Source organism: Candidatus Baltobacteraceae bacterium, from assembly GCA_036559195.1.
In the GTDB taxonomy this organism is placed as follows: Bacteria; Vulcanimicrobiota; Vulcanimicrobiia; order Vulcanimicrobiales; family Vulcanimicrobiaceae; genus JALYTZ01.
Window position 1 is genome coordinate 1 of sequence record DATBTN010000059.1, and the last position, 22,839, is coordinate 22,839.

A 22,839-nucleotide genomic window follows, 5' to 3' on the forward strand; every position below is an offset into this window, starting at 1 on the left:
GATTTTTTAACTGAGATTGCACTTCGCGCAATCTCCGGCACTCCGGTCCGCTTCCGACACGTTGCGTCGGAATCGGCCCTGCGCGCCCCCACCCTGACTTCGCGGGTGGGACCCCGATTTTTTTAACAAAAAAAAGGCGTCGCCGAAGCGACCCCATCGATTGGAACCTACCGGCGGTCCCTCGGATGAAGACCGGATCGCCCGAAGGCATCCGGTGAGGACCCTCCCGGGCCCTACTTCGGCTCTGGGAGTGTACCACGGCGGACGGGGTGCCCGTCAAGGACTCCTGTCCCGCGGAAGGCATTATCACCCGATGACCGAGCCCATCTATCGCGCCTTGCTCGGAAGCGAGCTTTCCACTGCCGCCGCCTATTGGATGGCGATGAACCAAGAACTCGCGCTGACGCAGTCAGGTTTCGTCGAGGATCCCGAAGCAATCCTCGACGCCTATCTTCGCGACGGCACGAGCCGCGGAACGCTGTGCGTCTTCGGCGCGCAGCTCGATGGCGAGATCGTGGGGAGCGCGTGCGCCGCGCTAAACAACTGGGGTTCGAATGCCATTCTGCGCGCGCCCTCCGCGACGATCGTCGGCGTCTACGTCCTGCCGCCGTTCCGCCGTCGCGGAATCGCCCGAGGCCTGACCGAGCGCGCGATCGAGTGGTGCCGTGCGCAGGGCTGCGAGTACGTGCGGCTTCAGGCGTCGGCCGCCGGCCGTCCGCTCTATGAATCGCTGGGTTTCACGCCGGGTTCGGAGATGCGTCTCGATCTGCGCGCGCGGTAACGCGTACGTCCGCGAATGCCACCAACGTGGCAGCATGATTCGCGTTGCAAGGTCTGAGCTTCTCAGTCGCGTAGCCTAACGCTAACCCGTTTTTTTTAACCATGTAGAAGAGGACGCACGCCCGTGAATCTTGCCAGCCTGCGCGCGACGCTTGGAAGCGTCGCTCTTTCGAGTTGTGTGCTTTTTGCGCCGCACGCCGCAGCGGCCGCCGAGCCGATCGCGCTAACCGTCGACGCTTCGCTCGCGCCGACGCAAAATCTGGTGCGAACGCACGAAATCATTCCGGTGAGCCCGGGAAAATTGACGCTCTTCTACCCGCAATGGATTCCCGGCGAACACGCGGCCGTAGGCCCGATTCAAAACGTCGCAGGGCTCGCGATCAAGGCCGGCGGCAAGACGCTGCCCTGGACGCGCGAGCCGTACAATCTCTTTGCTTTCGACCTTACGGTTCCGCAGGGCGTGAGTTCGATCGACGTCGATTTCGTCTATTTGGGTGCGACCTTCGGTAACTATTCGTCGAATCGGCTCTCCTCGCCGAACATCTTCGTGATCGACTGGAATCAGAACGTGCTGTATCCCTCGACCGGTACGTTTCAAAACACGATGTTCGATCCAACGTTGATTCTGCCGGGCTCGAATTGGAAGCTCGCGACCGCGCTTTACGATGAAAAACGTCTCGGCAATACCGTGAGCTGGAGTACGACCTCGCTCGAGCGGTTGCTCGATTCGCCGCTCGATTCATGCCTCAACTTTCGCCAGTGGGAATTGTGGAAGGATACCGGCGCGTTCCCGGGGACCGCGACGCTCAACGTCTGCGCGGATATCCCCGAAGAACTCGACGCGAGCGCCAAGGTCGTCGATCACTACAAAGCGCTCGTGCGCGAGATGATCGCGATGTACGGCGCGCGCCACTGGCACGATTATCATTTTCTATTGACGCTTTCCGACGTGATGCCCGGCGAAGGCGTCGAGCATCACGAATCGAGCGACGACGGTGAGGGCGGGAATTACCTCATCGATGCGGTTGCGCTCGAGCGCGGCGGCGATCTGCTTTCGCACGAGTTCAACCATTCGTGGGACGGCAAGTACCGCATGCCGGCCGGTCTCTATCCGAAGAATCCGAACTTGCCGTTCGACGACGAACTGCTCTGGGTCTACGAGGGCATGACGCAATACTACGGCGACGTCATGTCGTTCCGCGACGGCATTCGCGATGCGAAGAATTGGCCCGATCAAGTCGCGGAGATCTATGCGAATTACGACAACGAGCCGGGACGTTTGCAGCGCTCGCTCGACGACACGGCGACGTCGGGACCGTTTCTTTACGGCGCGCCGCGCGTCTACACGTCGGAACGCCGCAGCGTCGACTTCTACTCCGAGGGCCAGCTCGTGTGGCTAAAGGCCGATGCCGTCATCCGCCGTCTGTCGGGCAATAAAAAATCGCTCGATACGTTTGCGCGGGCGTTCTTCGGTCAAGAGAATACGGGGCCGATCGTCAAGACGTACACGCGGGCCGACGTCATCGCCGGCCTCGAACGCGTCGTGCCCTACGATTGGACTTCGTTCTTTCACACCTGGGTTGACGATATCGCACCGCATCCGGCCGACGGCTTTACCGAGGACGGCTGGAAACTCGTCTATACCGACGAGCCGACTCACTACGTGAAGAAGAACGACTTCGTTTACTCGGTGGGCTTTAGCGCGCGCAACGGGATGGTCGCCGACGTGCACTTCGGTTCGCCCGCCTACGAGGCGGGCCTCGACGTGCTCAGTTCGATCGTCGCGGTCAACGGGCGAACCTACTCCGACGATCTCATGTTCGATGCGATCGCGGCGGCACAGAAATCACATCAGCCGATCGTTCTGCTGACCGTGAAGAACGATGCCTACCGCACCATTACGATCCCGTACTACGGCGGCCCGCGCTACCCGCATCTCGTTCGGATCGCCGGCACGCCCGACCGCCTGAGCGACGTCGTGAAACCGTTAGCTAAGTGATTTGACGGCGTCGCGGAAGCCCGCTAACAGAAACTCGATCGCCGCTTCGTCGATGACCAGCGGCGGGGCGATGCGCAAGACGTTGGCGTGCGTATCTTTGGCCGCGATGCCGCGTTCGAGCAGCGCGTCGGAGAGGTGGCGCGCTTCGATCGTGAGTTCGATGCCGATCATCAGGCCTCGGCCGCGCACCTCTTTAATCAGCGGTGACGCGATCGCGCGAAAGCCCTGCATCAACGTTGCGCCGGCATACCGCGAACGGCTCACCAGATTCTCCTCGACGATGACGTCGATGGCCGCATCGGCCACCGCCGATCCGAGGGGATTGCCGCCGAACGTGCTGCCGTGGTCGCCGGGCTTGAAAAGCCCCATGAGGGCCGCACTCGCGAGTACCGCCGATACCGGATAGAAGCCGCCGCCGAGCGCTTTGCCGACGATCATCACGTCGGCCTTGATGCCGTCGTGATCGCAGGCGAAGAGATCGCCCGTGCGCCCGAAGCCCGTTTGAATTTCGTCGGCCACGAAGAGCACGCGGTGCTCGCGGCACAGCCCCCACGCACGTTTGAGGAAGCCGTCGGGCGGAACGATCACGCCGCCCTCGCCTTGAATCGGCTCGATGAGGATCGCACACGTATTCGCGGTGACCGCGCGGGCCAGCGCGTCGTAGTCGCCGTACGGAACCAACACGAAGCCGGGCGCGAACGGACCGAAACTGCGTTTGTATTCGTCGTTCGAACTCGCGCCGATAATCGCGGTCGTGCGTCCGTGAAAATTGTTCGCGAAAACGACGATCTCCGCACGATCCGGCGCGATGCCCTTAACGTCGTATCCCCAACGGCGCACGAGTTTGATCGCGGTTTCGACGGCTTCGGCGCCGGTATTCATCGGCAGCGCCATCTCGTAGCCGCACAGTTCCGTCAGTTTCTTTAAAAAACCGGGCATACGATCGTTGCGCATCGCGCGGGAGGTCAGCGTAACTTTTTTTGCCTGCTCGATCAATGCCGCGCGAATACGCGGGTGGCCGTGGCCCTGATTGACGGCGGAATAGGCGCTAATGCAATCCAAAAAGCGATTGCCGTCGACATCGTAGAGCCAAACGCCCTCGGCGCGCTCCACCACCACGTCCAGGGGATGATAGTTGTGGGCGCTATAGCGGTCCTCGAGCGCAATGAGCTCGCGAGACTTATCTTGAAAAACGTGCATGCTATCCATGCGCGCCGCGTGTGTTTACCGGCCTTTACCGGGACCGCAGGGGCGCGAGCGCCTGCGTTCGAGGAACACTTATCGCAAAGACTTAAGGACCGTACGCTTGGCAACCTCTTTTACAAACGACCCCTACGAACGGGCGCGCGCCGGCCTCAAGCACTTGCTCGATCGCGACCACGACCGGATCGGCGTATCGGGACGATCGCTCGTCTACGATCACGGGCGGCGGACCCCGCGGGCGGCGGTGCTTTTCCACGGTCTCTCGGCAAGCCCCACGCAGTTCGCAGCCGTTGCCGAGGCACTCTACGCCCGCGGCTACAATGTGCTCGTTCCGCGTCTCCCGCGCCACGGCTATGAAGACCGAATGTCCGATGCGCTTTCGCGGTTAACGGCGGCGCAGTTGCGCGCGAGCGCGACCGAGTCGTTCGAGCTCGCGCGCGGACTCGGCGAACACGTTACCGTCGTCGGTTTTTCTCTCGGCGGCTTGCTCGCGGCCTATTTGGCGCAACACGAACCGGTCGACTGCGTGGTTGCGGTCGCACCGTTCTTGGGCATCGTGCTCGTGCCGAGCCTCTTTCGCCGTCCGCTCACCTTTTGGGCGCTGCGCACGCGCAATCGCTTTGCCTGGTGGGATCCGTTTTTGCGCGACCGGCAACTCCCCGCGCACGGCTATCCGCGCTATTCCACGCACGCCGTAGCGCACGCGCTGACGATCGCCAACGATCTGCTCGAGGCGGCGCGCGCCGATTCGCCCCGCGCTCGACGAATCGTGCTCGTCACCAACGCCCGCGAGACGGCGATCAACAATCGCGCGGTCAATCGGTTGCTCCAACGCTGGCGCAAGAAGAAGCCGGAGGCCGTACACGCCCATCGCTTCGACGATCTGCCGCTCTCGCACGACATCATCGAGCCGCTGCGCCATCCCGATATCTCGCAGCGCGTCTTGCGAGTCCTCGTCGAACTGATCGATCGATGACGCGCTGTTCGTGGGCCACGAGCGATCTCGCGATCGCGTATCACGATGCGGAGTGGGGCGTACCCCAGCATGACGACCGGTGCCTCTTCGAATTTCTCGTTCTCGAAGGCGCGCAGGCCGGCCTGAGCTGGGAGACGATCTTGCGCAAACGCGAACGCTACCGCGCGGCATTCGCCGGATTCGATCCCGCGCGCGTCGCGCGGTTCGCGCCGGCAAAAATCGAACGCTTGATGGAGGATCCGGGTATCGTGCGCAATCGTCTCAAGATCTTGTCGGCCGTCGGCAATGCGCGAGCGTTTCTCGCCGTGCAGCGTGAGTTCGGCAGCTTCGATGCCTACCTGTGGGGCTTCGTGAACGGCAAAACGATCCGCAGCCGCCCCAAGCGCTCGAGCGACGTGCCCGCTACGACGCCGCTCTCCGATGCCATCAGCAAAGACCTGCGAAAGCGCGGGTTCAAATTCGTGGGATCGACGATCGTCTATGCGTTTCTACAAGCCGTCGGCGTGGTCGACGATCATCTCGCCGGCTGCGAGCGCGCGTGCTGAGCGCGCCGAACGCGCGACCGGCGGCCTCGTACGCGGAGGCGCTCGAACGGGCGGCCGCGTTCGCGGCGCTCGACGATGCGAGCATTCTGCCGGCGGCCCGAACGGTCGTGCTCGAGCACGGCTCGCGCGCGCCGCTCGCGGTCGTCCTGCTGCATGGATTTACGAACCATCCCGGACAGTACGGCCGTTTGGCGCCGCTCGTGCACGCGCGCGGGCACAACGTCTTCATTCCGCGCCTGCCCGAGCACGGCGACCGGGACCGCATGACGACGCGCCTTCGCCGCCTCACCGCAGAGCGTTTGCTGGCGTCGGCAACCGAAGCGGTGGATATCGCCTGCGGTTTGGGCGAGCGCGTCTGCGTGCTCGGCATATCGACCAGCGGTCTGCTCTGTGCGTACTTCGCGCAGTATCGAGCCGACGTCACGCGGGCGATTCCGGTGAGCCCAGCGTTCGCGCTGCTCGACGCGCCGTACGGCGTGAGTTTTCTGCTCGAAAAGGTCGTGCTCGCGGTTCCCAACCTGTTTCTCTGGTGGGATCCGCGCATCAAGCAAAACCAGCGCCCCTCGACCGCCTATCCGCGTTTCCCGACGCACGCGCTCATGCAATGCCTGCGAATCGCCGACGATCTGCACGCACGGAGCAAACGAGCCGCCTTAAAAGCCGCATCGGTGCACGTCGTTACCAATCGCTTCGATCCGGCCGTAAATAACGCGGTGACCGCCGAGATCGTGCGAAACTGGCAGCGCTTTCGCCCGCAGGCGGCGACGGCGTTCGAGTTCGCGGGTCTGCCGAAGAACCACGACATCGTCGATCCCGATAACCCGCTCGCCCGGACCGAAGTGGTCTATCCAACGCTGCTGGCGGCGATCGACGCGACGCTCGAGATCCGCCCCTTAATCCGTTCATAATATTGCTCAGGTACAACAACATGCGTACACCGTTGTTTTTACAAGGAGACTTTTTATGCTGCGCAAGTTTGCGTTAGTACTCGCCGCGGCGGGTTTGCTCGTGCCGTTGGCGGCCTGCGGCGGAGACGGGTCCACGACGAGCGGCGCGGTCTCGGGCGATATCACCGTTGCCGGCTCGACCGCGTTGCTGCCGCTGGTCAAGCAGGCGGCCGTCGATTATCAAACCCAGAATCCAAACGTGAAGATCAGCGTCTCGGGCGGCGGTTCGCGCGTCGGTATCACGCAGGCCGCGCAGGGCGGCGTACAGATCGGCGACTCCGATATCGCGGCGCTGGGCGAGCCGAGCTTACTCGACCATCGGGTCGCCGTCGTTTCGTTCGGCGTGGTGGTGAATCCGGCGTCGGGCATCACGCATCTTACGACCAAGCAGATTCGCGACGTCTTCACCGGCAAGGTCGCAAACTGGAAACAAGTCGGCGGTAAGGACATGAAAATCACGATCGTAAACCGTCCGAGCAGCTCGGGAACGCGCGCGGTTTTCGTGAAGAACGTCATGGGCGGAACGCAACCCTCCGCAGAGGGCCTCACGCAAGACTCGTCGGGGACCGTCGCAACGATCGTCGGGCAGACCCCGAGCGCGGCGTCGTATCTCGCGATGGGCTACGTGAAACCGGGCGCGGTGACCGCCGTTGCGATCGACGGCATCGCTCCGACCGACGCGAACGTCACGTCCGGCAAATACCCGTATTGGTCGTACGAGCACATGTTCACAAAGGGTAAGCCGAGCCAAACCGTTGCGAACTTCATCACGTTCGTTACCAACGACAAAGCGCTGCTCGCCCAGCTGCATTTCATTCCCGTCTCCGAGATGAAGACAGCCGGCAAGATGTAGCCGAGCCGGATTCGCTTTAGGCGAGGCTGGGCAGCGGAAGCGAGGGTCGGGTCGAGAGATCCGGGTAGGCCTCCTTGTGCTGCTCGGCCGCCGGCAGAATCAACCCGAGCGCGAAGTCGAGCTGCGGGTCTTTTCCGTTGCGGTAGTCTTGCGGCGCAAAGTCGATGTCGTAATCCGGATCCGTGCCGTAATTTTCAACGTTCCAGCCCACGTCCTTAAACCAAAACGAGAACTCGGGCTGCGTGGTGATCGTTCCGTCGACCAAACGATGGTACGGATTGATGCCGATCACGCCGCCCCACGTGCGCTTGCCGACGAGCGGCCCTAGACCCATCAATTTGAAGCAATGGCTGAAGATATCGCCGTCGCTGCCCGCGTTCGCGTTGGTAATCGCAACGATCGGGCCGCCAACCGATTCGGGCGGATACGGCACGGGCTTGCTGCTGTAACGGCCCACGTCGTAGCCCACGCGTTTGCGCGCGAGTTTCTCGAGCAGCAGCGGCGAAACGTGGCCGCCGCGATTGTACCGCACGTCGACGATGAGTCCGCGGCGATCGTACTCGGAGAGATACCCGCGGTGAAACTCCGAGAATCCCCACGGGCCCATATCGGGAATGTGCACGTAGCCGATTTTGCCGCCCGACCGCTCGTGCACGTAGGCGCGATTGGCGTCCACCCACGCCCGGTAGCGCAGCCCTTGTTCGCTCTCGAGCGTTTTAACCGTAACGCGCCGTTCGCCGCCCTTGCGGGCCTGCATCGTCAACGACACTTCGCGTCCGGCCGTGTGCACGAGCAACTGTTGCGGCGTAATCGTGCGCGAGAGCCGCTTACCGGCGATTGCGAGCAAAATATCGCCTTCGCGAATTTCGAGCCCCGGTTCCGCGAGCGGTGAATCGCTCTCGCGATTCCATGAATCGCCGCGGTAGATGCGCTCGATCTTCCACCCGTCGCTGCTCGCGTCGTATGCGAGGTCGGCTCCGAGAAAGCCGCGACGATATTGCGGCGGAATGCGGTGGTCGCCGCCATACTCGTAGGCGTGCGAAGTGCCCAGTTCGCCCTGCATCTCCCAGATGAGGTCGGAGAGTTCGGCGCGCGTGCGCACGCGCGGAAGAACGGCCGCATAGCGGTCGAAGACGCGGTCCCAGTCGATATCCGACATGTCTTCGACCCAGAAATGTTCGGTCTGCAAGCGCCAGGCTTCGCGGTACATCTGCGCCCACTCGTCGCGTGCATCGATCTCCACGGAGATCCGATCGAGATCGAGCCAACCGCTCTTGCGGCCCGCGTCGCCGGCGGGCTTGGGGGGCTCGTCGCCTTCATCGGGCAGGTCGCCGAGTGCGTCGAGGACGCGCAGCCGATCGTGCGAACGATAGACCAGCGTGTGGTGATCGCCCGCAATCGCGATCTCGTTAACGTCCGGTGCGAAGACCGCGCAGCGCTGCTGCTCGAAATCGTAAGCGAGCAACGTTCCGGCGCCGTCCTCTTCGTCCCACGAGCGGCCGACCGGCTTGATTCCGCGTACGTCGAACTTCGTGAAGAAGACCCGGCCTTTAACGGCAACGAGTTGTCCGTAATCGCCCTCTTCAACCGGGAACCCGAGAATGCGCCCCGCGATTCCGTCGAAGTCGATCTCGACGTTCGCGGGTTTCTCTTGCTCTTTCTTTTTTTTGCCCGGCGATTGGTCGTCGCGATCGTCGTCATCGTGATGGTGTTCGTGATCGCGGTGGACCGGTTTGGGCTTGGGGACGAACGGATTGGGGACGTCGTCGCGAAGCGTGACGACGAACGGGCGCTGCGCCTGCGGGAAGCTCAGGTCGAATTGCAGCGCGTCGTAGACGGGATCGAAATCGCGCGCGGAGATGAAGTATAGGTATTTGCCGTCGGGATCCCACGCGGGACCATGATCGACGCGCAGCTTCGGCGTGATGTCGTGAATCTTGCCCGACTTCACGCGCACCACGCGCACGATCGACTCGTTCGCGCTTTCGGGCCAGAAGACGTAGGCAACGTAACGTCCGTCGGGCGAGAATGCCAGATCGGTGATGCGATTGCCGACGCTTTTGTCCACGACCCGCACGCTGCCGTCGCCGGCATCCACCAACAGCAGCTCTTGGCGATGATTCGCGACCGCCAACAGATCGTCGGCCGGCGAGGCGACGAGCTCGGTCACGCGACCGATATCGCCTTTCGTAATGACCGTCGGTTTGCAGCTCGCGTCTTGCGCGTGGATCGCGACTTGCTCGAGACCGTTGATGTCGGTCACGCAGGCGAAGCGCTTGCCATCGTGCAGCCAGGCGAACGCGCGATACCGCGCGGCGCTGCCGATTCCGTGGTGGACCGGAGCCTCTTCCCACAACGGCATCGTGAACGGTTGCCCGCGCGCGATGATGCCGATGCCCGTTCCGTCGCGCGAGGGTACGAATTCGTCGAGTTCGTCGGTGCCATCGGAGAAACGGCGGACCGTTTGCGGCTGCGCGGACGGCGTGGCGACCTCGATTTCGTCCGTCCGGTCGCCGGCGATATCGTAGACGCGCAGCGCTCCGCCGGCCGCGTAGACGATGCGCGTTCCGTCGGTCGAGGGGAAGCGTACGTAATACTCGGTTTCGTGCGTGTGACGCACGACGTCGCCGCCGTCCGGCGCGCAGGAGTACAGGTTGCCGATACCGTCGTGGTCGGCCGCAAAGTAGATGCGCTCGCCGATCCACATCGGCTGCACGGGATTGCCGTCGGGCAGGTGCAGCCGTTCGAAGTCGCCGCGGCCGCGCAGATCGACCCACACTTCTCCGCTGGTCCCGCCGCGGTAGCGTTTCCAGCGCGCATTGTCGTCGCCGTTGCGGCCGATCGCCACCCGCTCGTCCGCACCCAGACTCAGCGTTTTCATCGGCCCGAAGGGGAGTTCGCGCGGCACGCCGCCCTCCGGCGCGATCGCGAACCCGCGAGTCTCGCGTTCGTACCAGGCCGAGGGATTGCTCACGAAGAGAATCTCTTTCCCGTCGGGACTCCACCCGCTCACCGCCGCGACCGTGCCGCCAAGGAAGGTCAAGCGCTTGGGCCGCCCCCCCGCCGACGGCATCACGTAGACCTCCGGATGGCCCTCGTCGGTCGAGATGAAGGCGATCCGGCTGCCATCGGGCGAGAGTCGCGGATGCGACGACACGCCGGTGCTGGCGGTCAGCCGCACGGCGGTTCCGCCCTGCGCCGATACGCTCCAAAGATCTTCTTCACAGACAAAAACGAGGCGGTCGCCCGCGATGGTCGGGTAACGATAATAACCGTGGCTCATGGGACTTGGGAAGTTGGCGACCGGAGGACGCCGTTCCGCTCGCGGTCCCCGGCTTGCACCCGTTATTACTTTGTGATACAAAGTAAATCATGCTGCACGCTCCACTGACCGATCCGGTGCCGTCGCACGTCGCGATCATCATGGATGGCAACCGCCGCTGGGCGGCGGCTCGCGGTCTGCCGATCGCCGAAGGGTACCGGCGGGGCATCGTGGCGTTGCGTGCCGCCGTGCGCGCGGCGATCGACTCGGGCGTGGGCACGCTGACCGTCTTCGGGTTTTCGACCGAGAATTGGCGGCGCGATTCGACCGAGGTCGCCCTGCTCATGTATCTCTGCGCCGCCTTCGCGCGCAGCGAAAAATCGGCCCTCGCGCGTCAGGGCGTGCGCGTGAAGATCGTTGGCGACGTCGAGCCCTTTTCGTTTGCCGCTCGCGCCGGACTGCGCGACCTGGTGCGCTCGACGCAGCAGAATCACCGCCTCGTGCTGAATCTCGCGCTCAATTACAGCGGCCGGGCGGAGATTCTGCAGGCCGTTCGTTCGATCGCACTCGACGTCGCCGGCGGCCGCCTCGATGCCGGCACGATCGACGAATCCACGCTGCGCTCGCGGATGTACGCGCCCGAATCGCCCGATCCCGATCTGCTCATTCGTACCGGCGGCGATTACCGCATCTCGAACTTCCTGCTCTACCAACTCGCGTACACCGAACTCTTGACCGTCGCGACGATGTGGCCGGACTTCACGCAGGCGCACTTTGCCGACGCGGTCCGGCACTTCTGCGACCGCCAACGCCGCTACGGCGCCTAACGGCGTTTCGTCGAGTGGGGGCCGCCTAGAGCGAGTTGCGGTCCTTTGCGCGTTCGAGCAGATCGCCTAACGTCTTGATCAAGAGTTGGGCGTTGTGCAGCTGGAGGCGCGGCCCCGCCAGCCGCGGCGTCGCGCTGCGTTTTTCGAAGGGCAGCACGGTGCCGCCCGGCGGAAAGGCAATCGCGGGGAAGCCGGCGATGCTGCGAAAGATCAGCTCGGCATAAAATGCGTTGGCCCAACCGAATTCGGCGCGCGTGAATCGCCAGTAGCCGTCGGGATAGAAACTCTCGTGAATGAGTCCGTCTTTGCTGTCGGTCTCCGCGAGGGTCGTGATGCTTTCGTCGACTTCGGCGCTCGACGTGGCCGTGAGCGCGCGCGCGATGATGCCGAGCGGCCACACGAATCCGGCGGGCGTATGCGGGCTGCCGAGTCCCTCGGCATAGCGTCCTTTGAAATAGTACGGATTGCGTTTGGAGAGTGCGAACGCGCGCGTGTTGAGATAGGCCGGGTCTTCGTTCGAACACCACCCCAACGCCGGCAGCGACGTCAGGTTCGGCACGTTCGCATCGTCCATGAGCTTGTCGTGTCCCAAACCATCGGTCTCGTAGACGTAGATCCAACCGCCGAGCGCGGGATTGTAGACGCGGCCGTACCGTTCGATGCCGACCTGAACCTCGTGCGCGAGCGTATCCGCATCGTGCGAAAGACGCGCGTCATGCCAGCCGCTGCGCGCGAGCCGCCCGATTTCGAGCAAGGCCACGACCGCGATCGCCTCTTGAGGTATGTTGAAGCGATACGTCACGGCGTCGTCGGACGGGCGAAACGCATCCCAGATCATGCCGGTCGCATCGTTGTAGGCGTCGTGCGTGGCCACGCGGTACGGGTAGTTGTAGCGGTCGCAGCGATCGTGATGCTGTTCGCAGCGATACGTGGCGACGATCGTGCGCAGCGCCTCGTGCAGATCGGAGGTAAAAAGATGGCGGTCGCGGCTTTCGCGCCAGTAGGTCCACGCGAGCAGCACCGGCCACGCGAGCGAATCGACCTCCCACTTGCGTTCCCACACGTGATAGTTGGCTTGAAACGCGTTCGCGTACGGATCGGCGATCGCGTTGCGGGCGTTGCGCTGGATCACTTCGTCGATGCGCAGCGAGAGAATCGGGTAATACCGGCCGAAGCGCACGTACGGCAGCGTCTGCGCGCTCGAATCGCGCAGCCACATCGCGGGGATATCGCCCGTCTGCACGTACGTCGTGCCGTCGCGCTCGCTAAAGAAGTCGGTGAAGAGCGTGTGAAAGAGCGAACTCGCTTCGATCGGCCGGATGCGCTGGCCGGTCATCGGCAGCGAGACGTCCTGCGCGTTTGCGGGCGCAATGGCGCGCAGAAGCACGACGGCAAGTGCGAGGCCCGCCAAGAGCCGCGATCGGTGTAAACGCAAGACTCGCTACGACTCCGGCCCGAGCGCGATCGCTCCGATCTGTTCGCGAGGGTGTTGGGGCGGCGCGGCGACGTTGGCTTGCATCGTCGGCTCGTTCGCGCCCGGAGTAACGGAGGCTTCGGCATCTCGCAAAATTAATCTAAAAGGCGCTTTGACCCAAACCGAACATGCCGCCCTCCTGCGGGAGTTTGAGGCCCGCTCTCCGCGCGCGCTCGCGCGCGCCATCTCGCTCTGCGAGGGCGGTCGCGGCGCCGAACTCATGCGCGCGCTCTACGGCAAAACCGGGCGGGCGCTTACCATCGGATTGACCGGGCCGCCGGGCGTGGGCAAGTCGACGCTGAGCTCGGCCCTCGTGCGTAAAGCGCGCGCGCTCGGCAAGACGGTCGGCGTCATCTCGGTCGACCCGTCCTCGCCGTTTTCCCACGGCGCGCTGCTTGGCGATCGCATTCGTCTCACCGAACACTTCACCGATAGCGACGTCTTCATCCGCTCGATGGCCAGCCGCGGTCACTTAGGCGGGCTCGCGGGCGCGACCGCGGACGCCGTTTCGCTGATGGATGCCTTTGGCAAAGACGTGATTCTGATCGAGACCGTCGGCGTAGGCCAGTCCGAGATCGAGATCGCCGAACTCGCGCAGACCACGATCGTCGCGCTGCAGCCCGGCAGCGGCGACTCGATTCAGGTGCTCAAAGCCGGGATCATGGAAGTCGCAGATATTTTCGTGGTCAACAAGGCCGACCACCCCATGGCCAATCAGCTCAAACGCGAGATTCGCTCGATGATGGAGATGCTCGATTTCTCGGGCTGGGTGCCGGAGCTCGTGATGACCAACGCCTTGGCCGGCGACGGAATCGACGATCTCTGGACGGCCGTACAGACGCACCTCGCCTATCTGACAAGCAGCGGCGAACTCGACCAAAAACGGCGCGAGGCCTACGTGCACCAGGTGCGCCAGCTGGCTCTGGGGCATCTGCAGCGCCGGCTCGAGCGCGAACTCGACGGCGATATCGCCACCGGCATCGATCCCTACGCGGCCGCCGACCGGGTGCTCCAGGCCTTCGGCGCGGGCGCCGAAGCGGGCGACGAACCGGCGCGTGCGCCGCGAAATCGCGCGGCGGTCAAAGGGCTGACGGGCCATCCCGCCTGAGACGGCCTCCGACTTCAGGGGCTTGCCTTCCGCGCGCCGTCTTGGGAAAATACACTGCGCACGTTGAATGAAGAGGCTATCTTGGCCAAAATGATCGAGCGTCCGAGCGGGCTCGGCGCGCAACCGACAACGCAATTCGTCCAGCAGCAAGAGCAATGGGAAGCTGCCGCCGCCAAGGGTAAGGGCCGTAAAGGTCCTGGCTCGGGCGCGGTCGATCGTACCATTTCCGATCTTCCTCTTAAGCCCGTTTACGGTCCGCAGGACGTCGAGCATCTCGATCTCGCGCGCGATGTAAGTTGGCCGGGGCAGTACCCGTACACGCGCGGCATTCATCCCAACATGTATCGCGATCGCTTGTGGACGATGCGTCAGTTCGCCGGTTTCGGTAACGCGAAGCAAACCAACGAGCGCTATCACTTCCTGCTCTCGCAGGGCCAGCACGGGCTCTCGGTCGCGTTCGACATGCCGACGCTCATGGGCTACGACTCCGATGCCGCGCAGGCGCGCGGCGAGGTTGGCCGCTGCGGCGTCGCGATCGATACGCTCGCGGATATGGAGCAGCTCTTCGACGGCATCGACATGGGCGACATCACGACCTCGATGACGATCAACGGTCCCGCCTGTATCGCCCTCGCGCAGTACATCGCGGCGGCCGAAAAGAAGGGCATCCCGCGCGCGAAACTCGGCGGAACGATTCAAGCCGATATTCTCAAAGAGTACATCGCGCAAAAAGAGTGGATATTTCCGCCGCGCCCGCACATGCGCGTGCTCGTCGATATGATGCGCTTCACGCGCGACGAGATGCCGAAGTGGAACTCGATCTCCGTCTCGGGCTATCACATTCGCGAAGCCGGCTCGACCGCCGTGCAAGAACTCGCGTTCACCCTAGCCGATGGGTTCGCATACGTGGAGGCCGGCATGAAGGCCGGCATGGACGTCGACTCGTTTGCGCCGCGGCTCTCCTTTTTCTTTAACGCGCACATCGACTTTTTTGAGGAGATCTGCAAGTACCGCGCCGCACGCCGCATTTGGGCGCGCCGTTTGAAGGAGAAGTACGGCGCGAAAGATCCGCGCTCGTGGCAGTTGCGCTTCCACACGCAGACCGCCGGCTGCAGCGCGACCGCCCAGCAGCCGGAGAATAACATCGTGCGCGTCGCGTTCGAGGCGATGGCTGCGGTGCTCGGCGGAACGCAATCGCTGCACACCAACTCGATGGACGAAGTGCTGGCGCTCCCAACCGAGAAATCCGTGGAGATCGCGCTGCGCACGCAGCAGGTGCTCGCCTACGAGACCAACGTCACCAACGTGGTCGATCCGCTCGGCGGCTCGTACTATGTTGAAGCGCTCACCGATTCGATGGAGGCGCAAGCCGAAGAGTACTTCCGGCAGATCGAGGAATACGGCGGCGTGATCGAAGCGATCGAGGCCGGCTTCTTCCAGCGCGAAATCGCCGACGCGAGTTATCGCTACCAGCGTTCGCTGGAAACGAAAGATCGCGTCATCGTCGGCGTCAACGCGTTCCAAAAAGAAGAGGGACGCGGCGATCTCGATCTGCTCAAGATCGGCGAGGAGATCGAACGCGGACAATCGGCATCGGTTTGCGCCATACGCGCGCAGCGCGATGCGAACGCGGTCGCGCGATCGCTCGAAGGCTTGCAGCGGGCCTGTAAAGACCCGCTCGACAACGTGATGCCGCATCTCATCGACGCGGTCAACGCCTACGCGACCGAGGGCGAGATCGTGGAAGCTATGGTCGCGGTTTACGGGAGATACACGGAGCGCGCTGCGTTCTAATGAGTACCATGCGGACACACACCGAAATCGAACGGCTCGCCGTTCGGCAAACCCTCGAAGAAGTTATGCGCAAGCTCGAAGAAGCGCTGCGCTTGAGCCGCGAACTCGATCGCGTCAAACGCGACGCGAGTTGCGAGCATAAGGGAGTTCATGGCTAGACCGTTACGCATCGTGATCGCCAAAGCGGGTCTCGACGGGCACGACCGCGGCGCCAAAGTCATCGCGCGCGCGCTGCGCGACGCGGGGATGGAGGTCATCTACACGGGGCTCTTTCAGACCCCCGAGCAGATCGTTCAAACCGCGATTCAAGAAGACGCCGACGGCATCGGCCTCTCGATTCTCTCGGGCGCGCACATGACGCTCTTTCCGCTGATCGTCGATCAGCTCAAAGCCCAGGGCGCGGCCGACATCGTCTTTTTTGGCGGCGGCACGATCCCCCCGGAAGATGCCGACGAGCTTCGCCATCGCGGCGTTCGTGAGATCTTCACGCCCGGCGCGCCGCTTGCCAACATCATCGACTTCGTTCAGCGCGAAGGCGGTCAACGCCGCGAACTCGTCGGCTAAGCTTGAAGGTTAGAACCCGCGTCGCCCCGTCGCCTACGGGCGACCCGCATGTCGGCACCGCATACGTCGCGTTGCTCAACTATTGTTTTGCGAAGAAGCATGGCGGCGAGTTCGTTTTGCGCATCGAGGATACGGACCGCGCGCGCAGCACGCGGGAATCCGAAACTGCGATTCTCGATTCGCTGCATTGGCTGGGGCTGTCGTGGGACGAGGGGCCGGACAATGGCGGTCCTCACGGCCCCTACCGGCAGAGCGAGCGCTCCGCGATCTACGCCGAACACGTGGCGAGGCTGCTTGCGGCCGGAGACGCTTTTAAATGCTTCTGCAGCCCCGCGCGACTGGAAGAGATGCGCGAGGCGCAGCGCGCCGCCAAGCAGCCGCCGCGCTACGACGGCCTCTGTACCGCGTTGAGCGCGTCGGAGGTTGCGGCGCGCGAGTCGCGGGGCGAACCGTATGTCGTGCGGATGCGCGTGCCGTCTGAAGGCGTCTGCGTCGTGAACGATCTGCGTCGCGGACCGATCGAGTTCGAATGGAACGCGGTCGACATGCAGGTGCTGGTGAAGTCCGACGGCATGCCGACCTACCATCTGGCCAACGTCGTCGACGATCACCTGATGGAGATCACGCACGTCATCCGCGGCGAAGAGTGGGTGAGTTCCGCTCCCAAGCACGTGTTGCTCTACCGCTATTTCGGGTGGGAAGCCCCCGCGCTGCTGCACCTGCCGCTGCTGCGCAATCCCGATAAGAGCAAGCTGAGCAAACGCAAGAATCCCACGAGTATTCTGTTTTACGAAGAGATGGGCTATTTGCCCGAGGCGCTCTGTAACTTCTTGGGGTTGCTCGCGGTGCATGCGATTGAGGGCGAAGAGCTGATGACGCTCCCGCAATTGATCGAACGGTTTACGCTCGATCATATCGCGCTCGGCGGTCCGGTTTTCGACGTCGCGAAACTCAACTGGCTCAACGGGCGCTATCTGCGCGAAGTGCTCGACGCGCCGGCCTTTATGGAGCGCGTGCGGGCCTGGGCATTCGAACCGGCGCGTCTGGAGCGTATCGCGCGCCTCGCGCAGCCCCGCATCGAACGCTTGAGCGATCTCGGGCCGCTGCTCGCGTTCTTTTTCGCGGGCCGCGTTGCCATTACGGCGCAGGATCTGCGCGGCGGCAAACTCGACGATGCAGCGCTGCGTCAGGCGTTCCAACTCGCGATGTGGGAATTCGATGCGCTGCGCGTTTGGGATCTCGCCGGAATCGAGGCGGTGCTCAAGCGCGTTGCCGAAACGCTCGAACGAAAGTTTCGCGACGTCGCGCGCCCGTTCTACGTTGCGATCACCGGCAGCCCCACTTCGGTGCCGCTCTACGATGCGATCGAGATGCTCGGCCGCGACCTCGTGCGCGAGCGCCTGCGTTTCGCGTTGGAATTGCTCGGCGGCGCGAGCGCGGCCGAGCAGAAAGCGTGGAAGCAGTTGACCGCGGCCGGCGTAGGAGAGAACCAAGCATGAGCGTTCGAGCGATCGTCCTAGCGGCGGGCAAAGGTACGCGCATGAAGAGCGCGATGCCCAAAGTGCTGCACGATCTGTGCGGCCGTCCGTTGCTTTGGCACGTCTTGGCCTCGCTGCGGCGCGCCGGCGTCGACGAGATCGTGGTGGTCAGCAACCCCGAACTCGATCCACTGCTCGCGGATTTCGGCGTAGCGAGCATCGTTCAGCAAGAGCAGCTCGGAACCGGGCATGCCGTGCAAGTGGCGCTGCGGCAATTGGAAGCGCGCGAGGGCGGACGCGTGATCGTCGCCTACGGCGACATGCCGCTCGTCGACGACGGAATCTTCGAGGAGATCCTGGGCGCGCTTGCGGGTAACGGCGCGGGGGGCGCGGCGCTCGCAATCGTCACCGCGACGATGCCGCTACCCTCGAACTTCGGGCGCGTGATCCGCAGCGGCGACGGCGTCGAGCGCATCGTCGAAGTCAAAGACGCAACTCCCGCCGAACTCGCCGTCGACGAAATGAACGCCGGCATCTACGCGTTCGAAGAATCGGCGCTGCGCGCGGGCATCGCGCACCTGCGCAACGACAACGCGCAAAAAGAATACTACCTCACCGACATGGTGGAGATGTTCGCCCAAGACGGAAAACGAGTCGTGCCGATAAAATCGAACGATCACCTCCACGTACTCGGTATCAATGACCGCGTCGAACTCGCGATCGCCCGCAAAGAACTCAACGCGCGGCTCTGCGCGCGGTACATGCGCGACGGCGCGACCATCGTCGATCCGGAGACGACCTATCTCGAACCGGAACTCACCATCGGACGCGATACGATCGTCTATCCGAACACGACGATCGGGCGACTCTCGGAGATCGGCGAACGCTGCGTGATCGGGCCTAACGCGCGCCTCTCGAACGCCCGGCTCGGCGACGACGTGAGCGTACGCGAGAGCGTCGTGATCGACAGCACCGTCGGAAACCACGTCCGGATCGGGCCTTTCGCGCATCTGCGCGGCAACACCGAGCTAGCGGCGGACGTGCACGTCGGCAATTTCGTCGAGGTAAAGAACTCGCGCCTCGCGCGCGGCGTCAAAGCCGGACACCTAACCTATCTTGGCGATGCGACGATCGGCGCGCGCAGCAACATCGGCGCCGGCACCATCACGTGCAACTACGACGGCACCACCAAGCACCCCACGACGATCGGCGAGAACGTGTTCATCGGCTCCAACACGTCGCTGGTAGCGCCGGTGACGATCGGCGACGGCGCGCTGACTGGTGCGTCGGCCGTGGTAATCAAAGACGTCGCCGCCGGCGAACGCGTCGCGGGTAATCCCGCCCGTCCGCTGCCGAAAAAACCGGCCGGCTAAAAGCGCAACGGGTGCCGCATGTTGCAATGCGGCACCCGTTGCGTCGCCCGGGGAGAGCTATTTTCCGATCGTCGCGTTGGTTGCGCTGACGTCGAAAGTGCCGAGACCCGTGGTGTAGTCGAAGCCCGGCAGCGCGCTATACGCGCCGTTGCCGCCCGTGAGAATATCGTGGAAACCGCCGTAAGCGCGGGTAGGCGGCGGTCCGGCCACCGGCGCACCGGGCGTCGCTTGCGAATAGATCTTGTAGAAGGCGGGCGATCCCAAGCCCAGAGCGTTGTCATGCGCGCTTTGCAGTCTCGCATAGACGCCCGCCGCGAGCGGCGAGGAGAGGCTGGTGCCGCCGATGACCGTGAGCGCACCGCCCACGTAAACGTCGGCGCCGGTGTTCGGATCCGCGTCCATCGCGATGTCCGGCAAACCGCGTAGGCTGACCGGCGCGCCGGCCGCGCTCGGATTGCTCGGCTGTACGCCTTGCTGCCAGTACGGCGAGTACTCGAACTGACTAACGCCGCCGCCGCCGGCGTTCCACGCGAGCTCGCCTTCGTAGCTTGCATCCGCGTTGCTCAGCAGCGTCGTGCCGCCAACCGCCACCACGTATGGTGACGCTGCCGGATATTCGACTAGCGGCGCGCCGGCGGGAACGCCGTTGGGCGTTCCGACCGAACAAAACGATCCGGTATCGCCGCTCGAGGCAAACATCGTCTGGCCTTGCGCCGCGCCTTGTAGCAGGATCTCGTCGTCGACGAGCATCGAGCCGTCGAGATACGGCCCGAATTCGCAGCCGCCGAACGACGAGTTCCCGATCTGCGCGAGGTCCTGCGTCACCCACTTGTTATATTCGAGCGCGATATCGGAGTCGGTGAGCGACGTGGTTGCGTAGATATAGAGATGCTTGAGCGCGCCGGCCATGCCGCTCGACGCTTGCGTGTCGAGATCCCATTCGTCCACGCCCGCCACGTCGGGGCTCGCGAGCCCGACCCGCACGACGCTCGCCGGAACCTGCGGCAGCCCGAAATGACTTTCGGCGACGCGCAGATCGCCGATCACCGACGAGACGTCTCCTTCGGCCATCACCGCGACCGACGTATTCGATCCGGCCGGCGTACTGCCGACGTCGTACGTCTTCCAGAACGTCGATGGATTGTAGTCGAAGCGAACGCACGTCGCCCCGGATCCGATGCCGCACGGAGTGATCGGCGCGGCGCGTACTTTCACGGCGTTATTGAGCCCGAGCACGGCGACCACGATGCCCGAGAGCGATTGCGGCACGAACGCCGGCGACGTGTTGGCGAAGACGTTCGTATTTTGCTGCGTGAACGCGTGCAGCGTGGTATCGAAAGCCTTCTGCACGATAGCCGACGTTGCGTCGGCGCTCACCAGCAGGTTGTTCGGCTCGACGGCGATGTTGGTGAACCCTTGACCGCGCAGATACGCCGTGACGGCAGCGACTTGTGCCGGCGTGGGCGCGTATTGCGCGTCGAACGCGGACGGATCGACCCTGGTGCCGCCGGCGACGGCGGCTTTGAGCCCGTCGGCATTGCGCAGCTGCAGGCCCAGCCGCACGGTTAGCGGAGTCGATGCGGCGAGGGCTCCCCGATCGCTCGCATTTGCAAGCTGCAGCGCTTGCGTACCCGTCGGTGCCCACCCGCTTGGAGCTGCCGCCGCCGCGGAGACGGCGCGGCTGGTCGCCGCGCCGGAGCTCGCCGGAGATTGCGATCCGATCGGCGGCAGCGAGCCGCCGTGGCCGGCGCACGCGGTCGCAGCCAACATGCCGGCGACCGCGAATGTTGCGCCGATACGCTTCGTCATGCGCATCCCTATTGTCCGATCTGCGCGTTGGCGATTGAGATATCGAAGCTGCCCAGTCCGGTCGTGTAATCGTAGCGTGGAAGTGCCGAATAGGTGACGTTGGAGCCGGTCAGCACGTCGTGGAATCCGCCGATCGGCTGCGTCGGCGGCGGTCCGAGCAGTGCGGTTCCCGGGGCGGCGTGCGCGTGATAGTTGTTATAGAAGAGCGGCGGCGCGAAGCCGAGCGTATTGTGGTGCGCCGTCTGCAGGCGAGCGAAAACGCCGGCCGCGAGTGGCGATGCGAGGCTCGTTCCGCCGGACGTGCAGGGCGTGCACGAACCGTTCACCGCCGAACCGGAGGTGTAGAGCAGCGCGCCGGATTCGAGCGAGGCATCCATCGCCACGTCGGGCAATCCGCGGAAGTTCTGACCCTGCGCGCTCACCGGTTGTTCGCTCGCTTCCCAATACGGGGAGTATTCGAACTGGCTCAACCCGCCGCCGCCGGCTTCCCAGGAGTTCTCGCCTTTGTAGGTGCCGTCGGCATTCGAAAACAGGTCGGTCCCGCCGACCGCGACGACGTACGGCGAAGCCGCCGGATATTCGACGAAGGGTGCGCCTGCCGGCACGCCATTGGGTACGCCGACTCCGCAGAAACCGCCGGAGTCGCCGGTCGAAACGAACATCGTTTGGCCTTGTGCGGCGCCTTCGAGCAAGATCTCGTCGTCAACGAGCATCGAGCCGTCGAGGTACGGACCGAACTCGCAGCCGCCGAACGACGAGTTGCCGATGTTCGTGCGGTGCTGCGTCACCCACTTGTTGTATTCCAGTGCGATATCGGAATCGGTAAGCGACGTGGTGTCGTAGAGATAGAGCGCCTTGAGGTTGCCGGCGATCCCGCTCGAATACGTCATGTCGAGCGTCCATTCATCGGCACCGGCCGTATCGGTGCTGGGCAGCCCGACGGGCACGACGTTCACCGGAACTTGCGGCAGGTTGAAATGCGATTCGTTGACGCGTAGATCCGCGATCGATGAGTTTACGTTGCCTTCGGCCATGATCGCGACGGCCGTATTCGAACCGGACGGCGTGTTCCCGGCGTCGTAGGTGATTTGGAAGGTGGCCGGGTCGTAAAAACGCACGCATGTCGGCGCGACCGGCGTATTGACGGACTTGATGCACGCCGTCGGTTTGAGCTGCGGCTTGGGTTTCATCATCTGCGCCGTGTTCAAGCCGAGCACGGCCACCACGGTTCCCGAAAGCGATTGCGGAACGTAAGCGGGCGCAACGTTTGCAAGCACCGTCGCGCCGTTCTGCGTGAAAGAGTGAATCGTGGTGTTGAAGGCTTTTTGCACTACCGCCGCCGTCGCGTCGGCGCTAACGAGCAGGTTGTTGGGCTCGACGCTCACGTTGGTGAAGCCTTGGCTCTGCAGGTACGACGTCACGCTTGCGACTTGCGCTTGCGTTGGTCCGTACTGGGTTGCGAGCGCCGATTGATCGATCGTTTGCCCGGAGGCGACGAGCGATTTGAGCGCATCGGCGTTGCGCATCTGGAGCCCGAGGCGCACGGTCATCGGCTTCGAACCCGATACGGCCCCGAGATCGCTTGCGTTGAGAAGGCCGACCGATTGGGTGGCCGTGGAAGCCCATCCGCTGGGTGCGGCCGCGACCGATTTAGCGGCGCGGCTATTGCCCGCGCCGACGGCGCTAGCTTGCGGCTGCGAACCGATAGGCGGCACGGCTCCGCCCCCGCCTTGACCCGAGCAGGCGGCCGTGGCTAAGCCGACCACCAGTGCTACGGCACTGAGTTTTTTCATGTGTTGCTCCCCCGGAAAGAAGTGTGCGAGTACTCCACCCCAGGCGAGCGTACG

Annotated in this window: 19 protein-coding genes; 13 read left to right on the top strand and 6 right to left on the bottom strand. The window is 63.8% G+C overall.

The window, feature by feature from the left end:
• Positions 1-313: 313 nt before the first annotated feature.
• Together VIG32_09410 and VIG32_09415 are read left to right on the top strand one after the other, a co-directional pair.
• The gene (locus tag VIG32_09410) at positions 314-781 is read left to right on the top strand and encodes a GNAT family N-acetyltransferase (protein ID HEY8298226.1); all 468 of its coding nucleotides are present in this window, start codon (positions 314-316) and stop codon (positions 779-781) included.
• 123 nt (positions 782-904) lie between these two features.
• On the top strand, positions 905-2,779 hold the full coding sequence (locus VIG32_09415; protein HEY8298227.1) for a hypothetical protein: 1,875 nt from the start codon (positions 905-907) through the stop codon (positions 2,777-2,779).
• Here VIG32_09415 and rocD read toward each other — a convergent pair.
• Positions 2,768-3,979: an ornithine--oxo-acid transaminase gene (gene rocD / locus VIG32_09420; GenBank protein HEY8298228.1), complete on the bottom strand. Its 1,212-nt coding sequence runs from the start codon at positions 3,977-3,979 to the stop codon at positions 2,768-2,770. The genes VIG32_09415 and rocD overlap by 12 nt on opposite strands.
• A 106-nt stretch (positions 3,980-4,085) precedes the next feature.
• Here rocD and VIG32_09425 point away from each other — a divergent pair, with 106 nt between their 5' ends.
• The 4 genes from VIG32_09425 to VIG32_09440 are packed head-to-tail and all read left to right on the top strand — an operon-like array spanning position 4,086 to position 7,303.
• Positions 4,086-4,958, top strand: a complete 873-nt coding sequence (locus tag VIG32_09425) for an alpha/beta fold hydrolase (protein ID HEY8298229.1) — start codon at positions 4,086-4,088, stop codon at positions 4,956-4,958.
• The gene (locus tag VIG32_09430; protein HEY8298230.1) at positions 4,955-5,503 is read left to right on the top strand and encodes a DNA-3-methyladenine glycosylase I; all 549 of its coding nucleotides are present in this window, start codon (positions 4,955-4,957) and stop codon (positions 5,501-5,503) included. Before VIG32_09425 ends, VIG32_09430 begins: the two co-directional genes overlap by 4 nt.
• Positions 5,497-6,411, top strand: a complete 915-nt coding sequence (locus tag VIG32_09435; protein ID HEY8298231.1) for an alpha/beta fold hydrolase — start codon at positions 5,497-5,499, stop codon at positions 6,409-6,411. Before VIG32_09430 ends, VIG32_09435 begins: the two co-directional genes overlap by 7 nt.
• Before the next feature lie 55 nt (positions 6,412-6,466).
• Positions 6,467-7,303, top strand: a complete 837-nt coding sequence (locus tag VIG32_09440) for a phosphate ABC transporter substrate-binding protein (GenBank protein HEY8298232.1) — start codon at positions 6,467-6,469, stop codon at positions 7,301-7,303.
• 16 nt (positions 7,304-7,319) lie between these two features.
• Here VIG32_09440 and VIG32_09445 read toward each other — a convergent pair whose 3' ends face one another.
• A complete protein-coding gene (locus tag VIG32_09445) occupies positions 7,320-10,586 on the bottom strand; it encodes a PDZ domain-containing protein (protein HEY8298233.1) in 3,267 nt (1,088 codons plus the stop codon).
• A gap of 89 nt (positions 10,587-10,675) precedes the next feature.
• Here VIG32_09445 and uppS point away from each other — a divergent pair, with 89 nt between their 5' ends.
• A complete protein-coding gene (gene uppS / locus VIG32_09450; protein HEY8298234.1) occupies positions 10,676-11,392 on the top strand; it encodes a polyprenyl diphosphate synthase in 717 nt (238 codons plus the stop codon).
• 25 nt (positions 11,393-11,417) lie between these two features.
• Here the strand turns inward: uppS and VIG32_09455 are convergent, their stop codons facing one another.
• Complete coding sequence (locus VIG32_09455; GenBank protein ID HEY8298235.1) at positions 11,418-12,827, bottom strand: glycoside hydrolase family 125 protein; 1,410 nt, start codon at positions 12,825-12,827, stop codon at positions 11,418-11,420.
• Positions 12,828-12,833: 6 nt separating this feature from the next.
• Positions 12,834-12,959, bottom strand: coding sequence for a hypothetical protein (locus VIG32_09460; protein HEY8298236.1), 126 nt, complete (start codon positions 12,957-12,959; stop codon positions 12,834-12,836).
• Between the two features lie 19 nt (positions 12,960-12,978).
• Here VIG32_09460 and meaB point away from each other — a divergent pair, with 19 nt between their 5' ends.
• From meaB to glmU, 6 genes are all read left to right on the top strand, one after another.
• Positions 12,979-13,974 (top strand): methylmalonyl Co-A mutase-associated GTPase MeaB, encoded by a 996-nt coding sequence (meaB, locus tag VIG32_09465; protein ID HEY8298237.1) that lies wholly within the window; start codon positions 12,979-12,981, stop codon positions 13,972-13,974.
• A 90-nt stretch (positions 13,975-14,064) separates the two neighbouring features.
• Positions 14,065-15,768 (top strand): methylmalonyl-CoA mutase family protein, encoded by a 1,704-nt coding sequence (locus VIG32_09470; protein ID HEY8298238.1) that lies wholly within the window; start codon positions 14,065-14,067, stop codon positions 15,766-15,768.
• Entirely contained in the window at positions 15,768-15,926 is a 159-nt protein-coding gene (locus VIG32_09475; GenBank protein HEY8298239.1) for a hypothetical protein, read from the top strand. Before VIG32_09470 ends, VIG32_09475 begins: the two co-directional genes overlap by 1 nt.
• A complete protein-coding gene (locus tag VIG32_09480) occupies positions 15,919-16,332 on the top strand; it encodes a cobalamin B12-binding domain-containing protein (protein ID HEY8298240.1) in 414 nt (137 codons plus the stop codon). Before VIG32_09475 ends, VIG32_09480 begins: the two co-directional genes overlap by 8 nt.
• A 2-nt stretch (positions 16,333-16,334) precedes the next feature.
• On the top strand, positions 16,335-17,831 hold the full coding sequence (gltX, locus tag VIG32_09485; GenBank protein ID HEY8298241.1) for a glutamate--tRNA ligase: 1,497 nt from the start codon (positions 16,335-16,337) through the stop codon (positions 17,829-17,831).
• A complete protein-coding gene (glmU, locus tag VIG32_09490) occupies positions 17,828-19,183 on the top strand; it encodes a bifunctional UDP-N-acetylglucosamine diphosphorylase/glucosamine-1-phosphate N-acetyltransferase GlmU (protein ID HEY8298242.1) in 1,356 nt (451 codons plus the stop codon). Before gltX ends, glmU begins: the two co-directional genes overlap by 4 nt.
• Before the next feature lie 57 nt (positions 19,184-19,240).
• On the opposite strand, the gene VIG32_09495 is transcribed toward glmU, so the two are convergent.
• Both VIG32_09495 and VIG32_09500 read right to left on the bottom strand, forming a co-directional pair.
• On the bottom strand, positions 19,241-20,992 hold the full coding sequence (locus VIG32_09495; GenBank protein ID HEY8298243.1) for a S53 family peptidase: 1,752 nt from the start codon (positions 20,990-20,992) through the stop codon (positions 19,241-19,243).
• 8 nt (positions 20,993-21,000) lie between these two features.
• A complete protein-coding gene (locus VIG32_09500) occupies positions 21,001-22,785 on the bottom strand; it encodes a S53 family peptidase (GenBank protein ID HEY8298244.1) in 1,785 nt (594 codons plus the stop codon).
• Positions 22,786-22,839: the final 54 nt, after the last annotated feature.

What these genes read in the sequence shown, in the direction of transcription:
- VIG32_09410 (HEY8298226.1), top strand. Translation starts at nt 314, where the DNA reads ATGACCGAGCCCATCTATCGCGCCTTGCTCGGAAGCGAGCTTTCCACT.
- rocD (HEY8298228.1), bottom strand. Translation starts at nt 3,979, where the DNA reads ATGCACGTTTTTCAAGATAAGTCTCGCGAGCTCATTGCGCTCGAGGAC.
- VIG32_09430 (HEY8298230.1), top strand. Translation starts at nt 4,955, where the DNA reads ATGACGCGCTGTTCGTGGGCCACGAGCGATCTCGCGATCGCGTATCAC.
- VIG32_09440 (HEY8298232.1), top strand. Translation starts at nt 6,467, where the DNA reads ATGCTGCGCAAGTTTGCGTTAGTACTCGCCGCGGCGGGTTTGCTCGTG.
- VIG32_09445 (HEY8298233.1), bottom strand. Translation starts at nt 10,586, where the DNA reads ATGAGCCACGGTTATTATCGTTACCCGACCATCGCGGGCGACCGCCTC.
- uppS (HEY8298234.1), top strand. Translation starts at nt 10,676, where the DNA reads ATGCTGCACGCTCCACTGACCGATCCGGTGCCGTCGCACGTCGCGATC.
- VIG32_09470 (HEY8298238.1), top strand. Translation starts at nt 14,065, where the DNA reads ATGATCGAGCGTCCGAGCGGGCTCGGCGCGCAACCGACAACGCAATTC.
- VIG32_09475 (HEY8298239.1), top strand. Translation starts at nt 15,768, where the DNA reads ATGAGTACCATGCGGACACACACCGAAATCGAACGGCTCGCCGTTCGG.
- VIG32_09480 (HEY8298240.1), top strand. Translation starts at nt 15,919, where the DNA reads ATGGCTAGACCGTTACGCATCGTGATCGCCAAAGCGGGTCTCGACGGG.
- glmU (HEY8298242.1), top strand. Translation starts at nt 17,828, where the DNA reads ATGAGCGTTCGAGCGATCGTCCTAGCGGCGGGCAAAGGTACGCGCATG.
- VIG32_09495 (HEY8298243.1), bottom strand. Translation starts at nt 20,992, where the DNA reads ATGACGAAGCGTATCGGCGCAACATTCGCGGTCGCCGGCATGTTGGCT.
- VIG32_09500 (HEY8298244.1), bottom strand. Translation starts at nt 22,785, where the DNA reads ATGAAAAAACTCAGTGCCGTAGCACTGGTGGTCGGCTTAGCCACGGCC.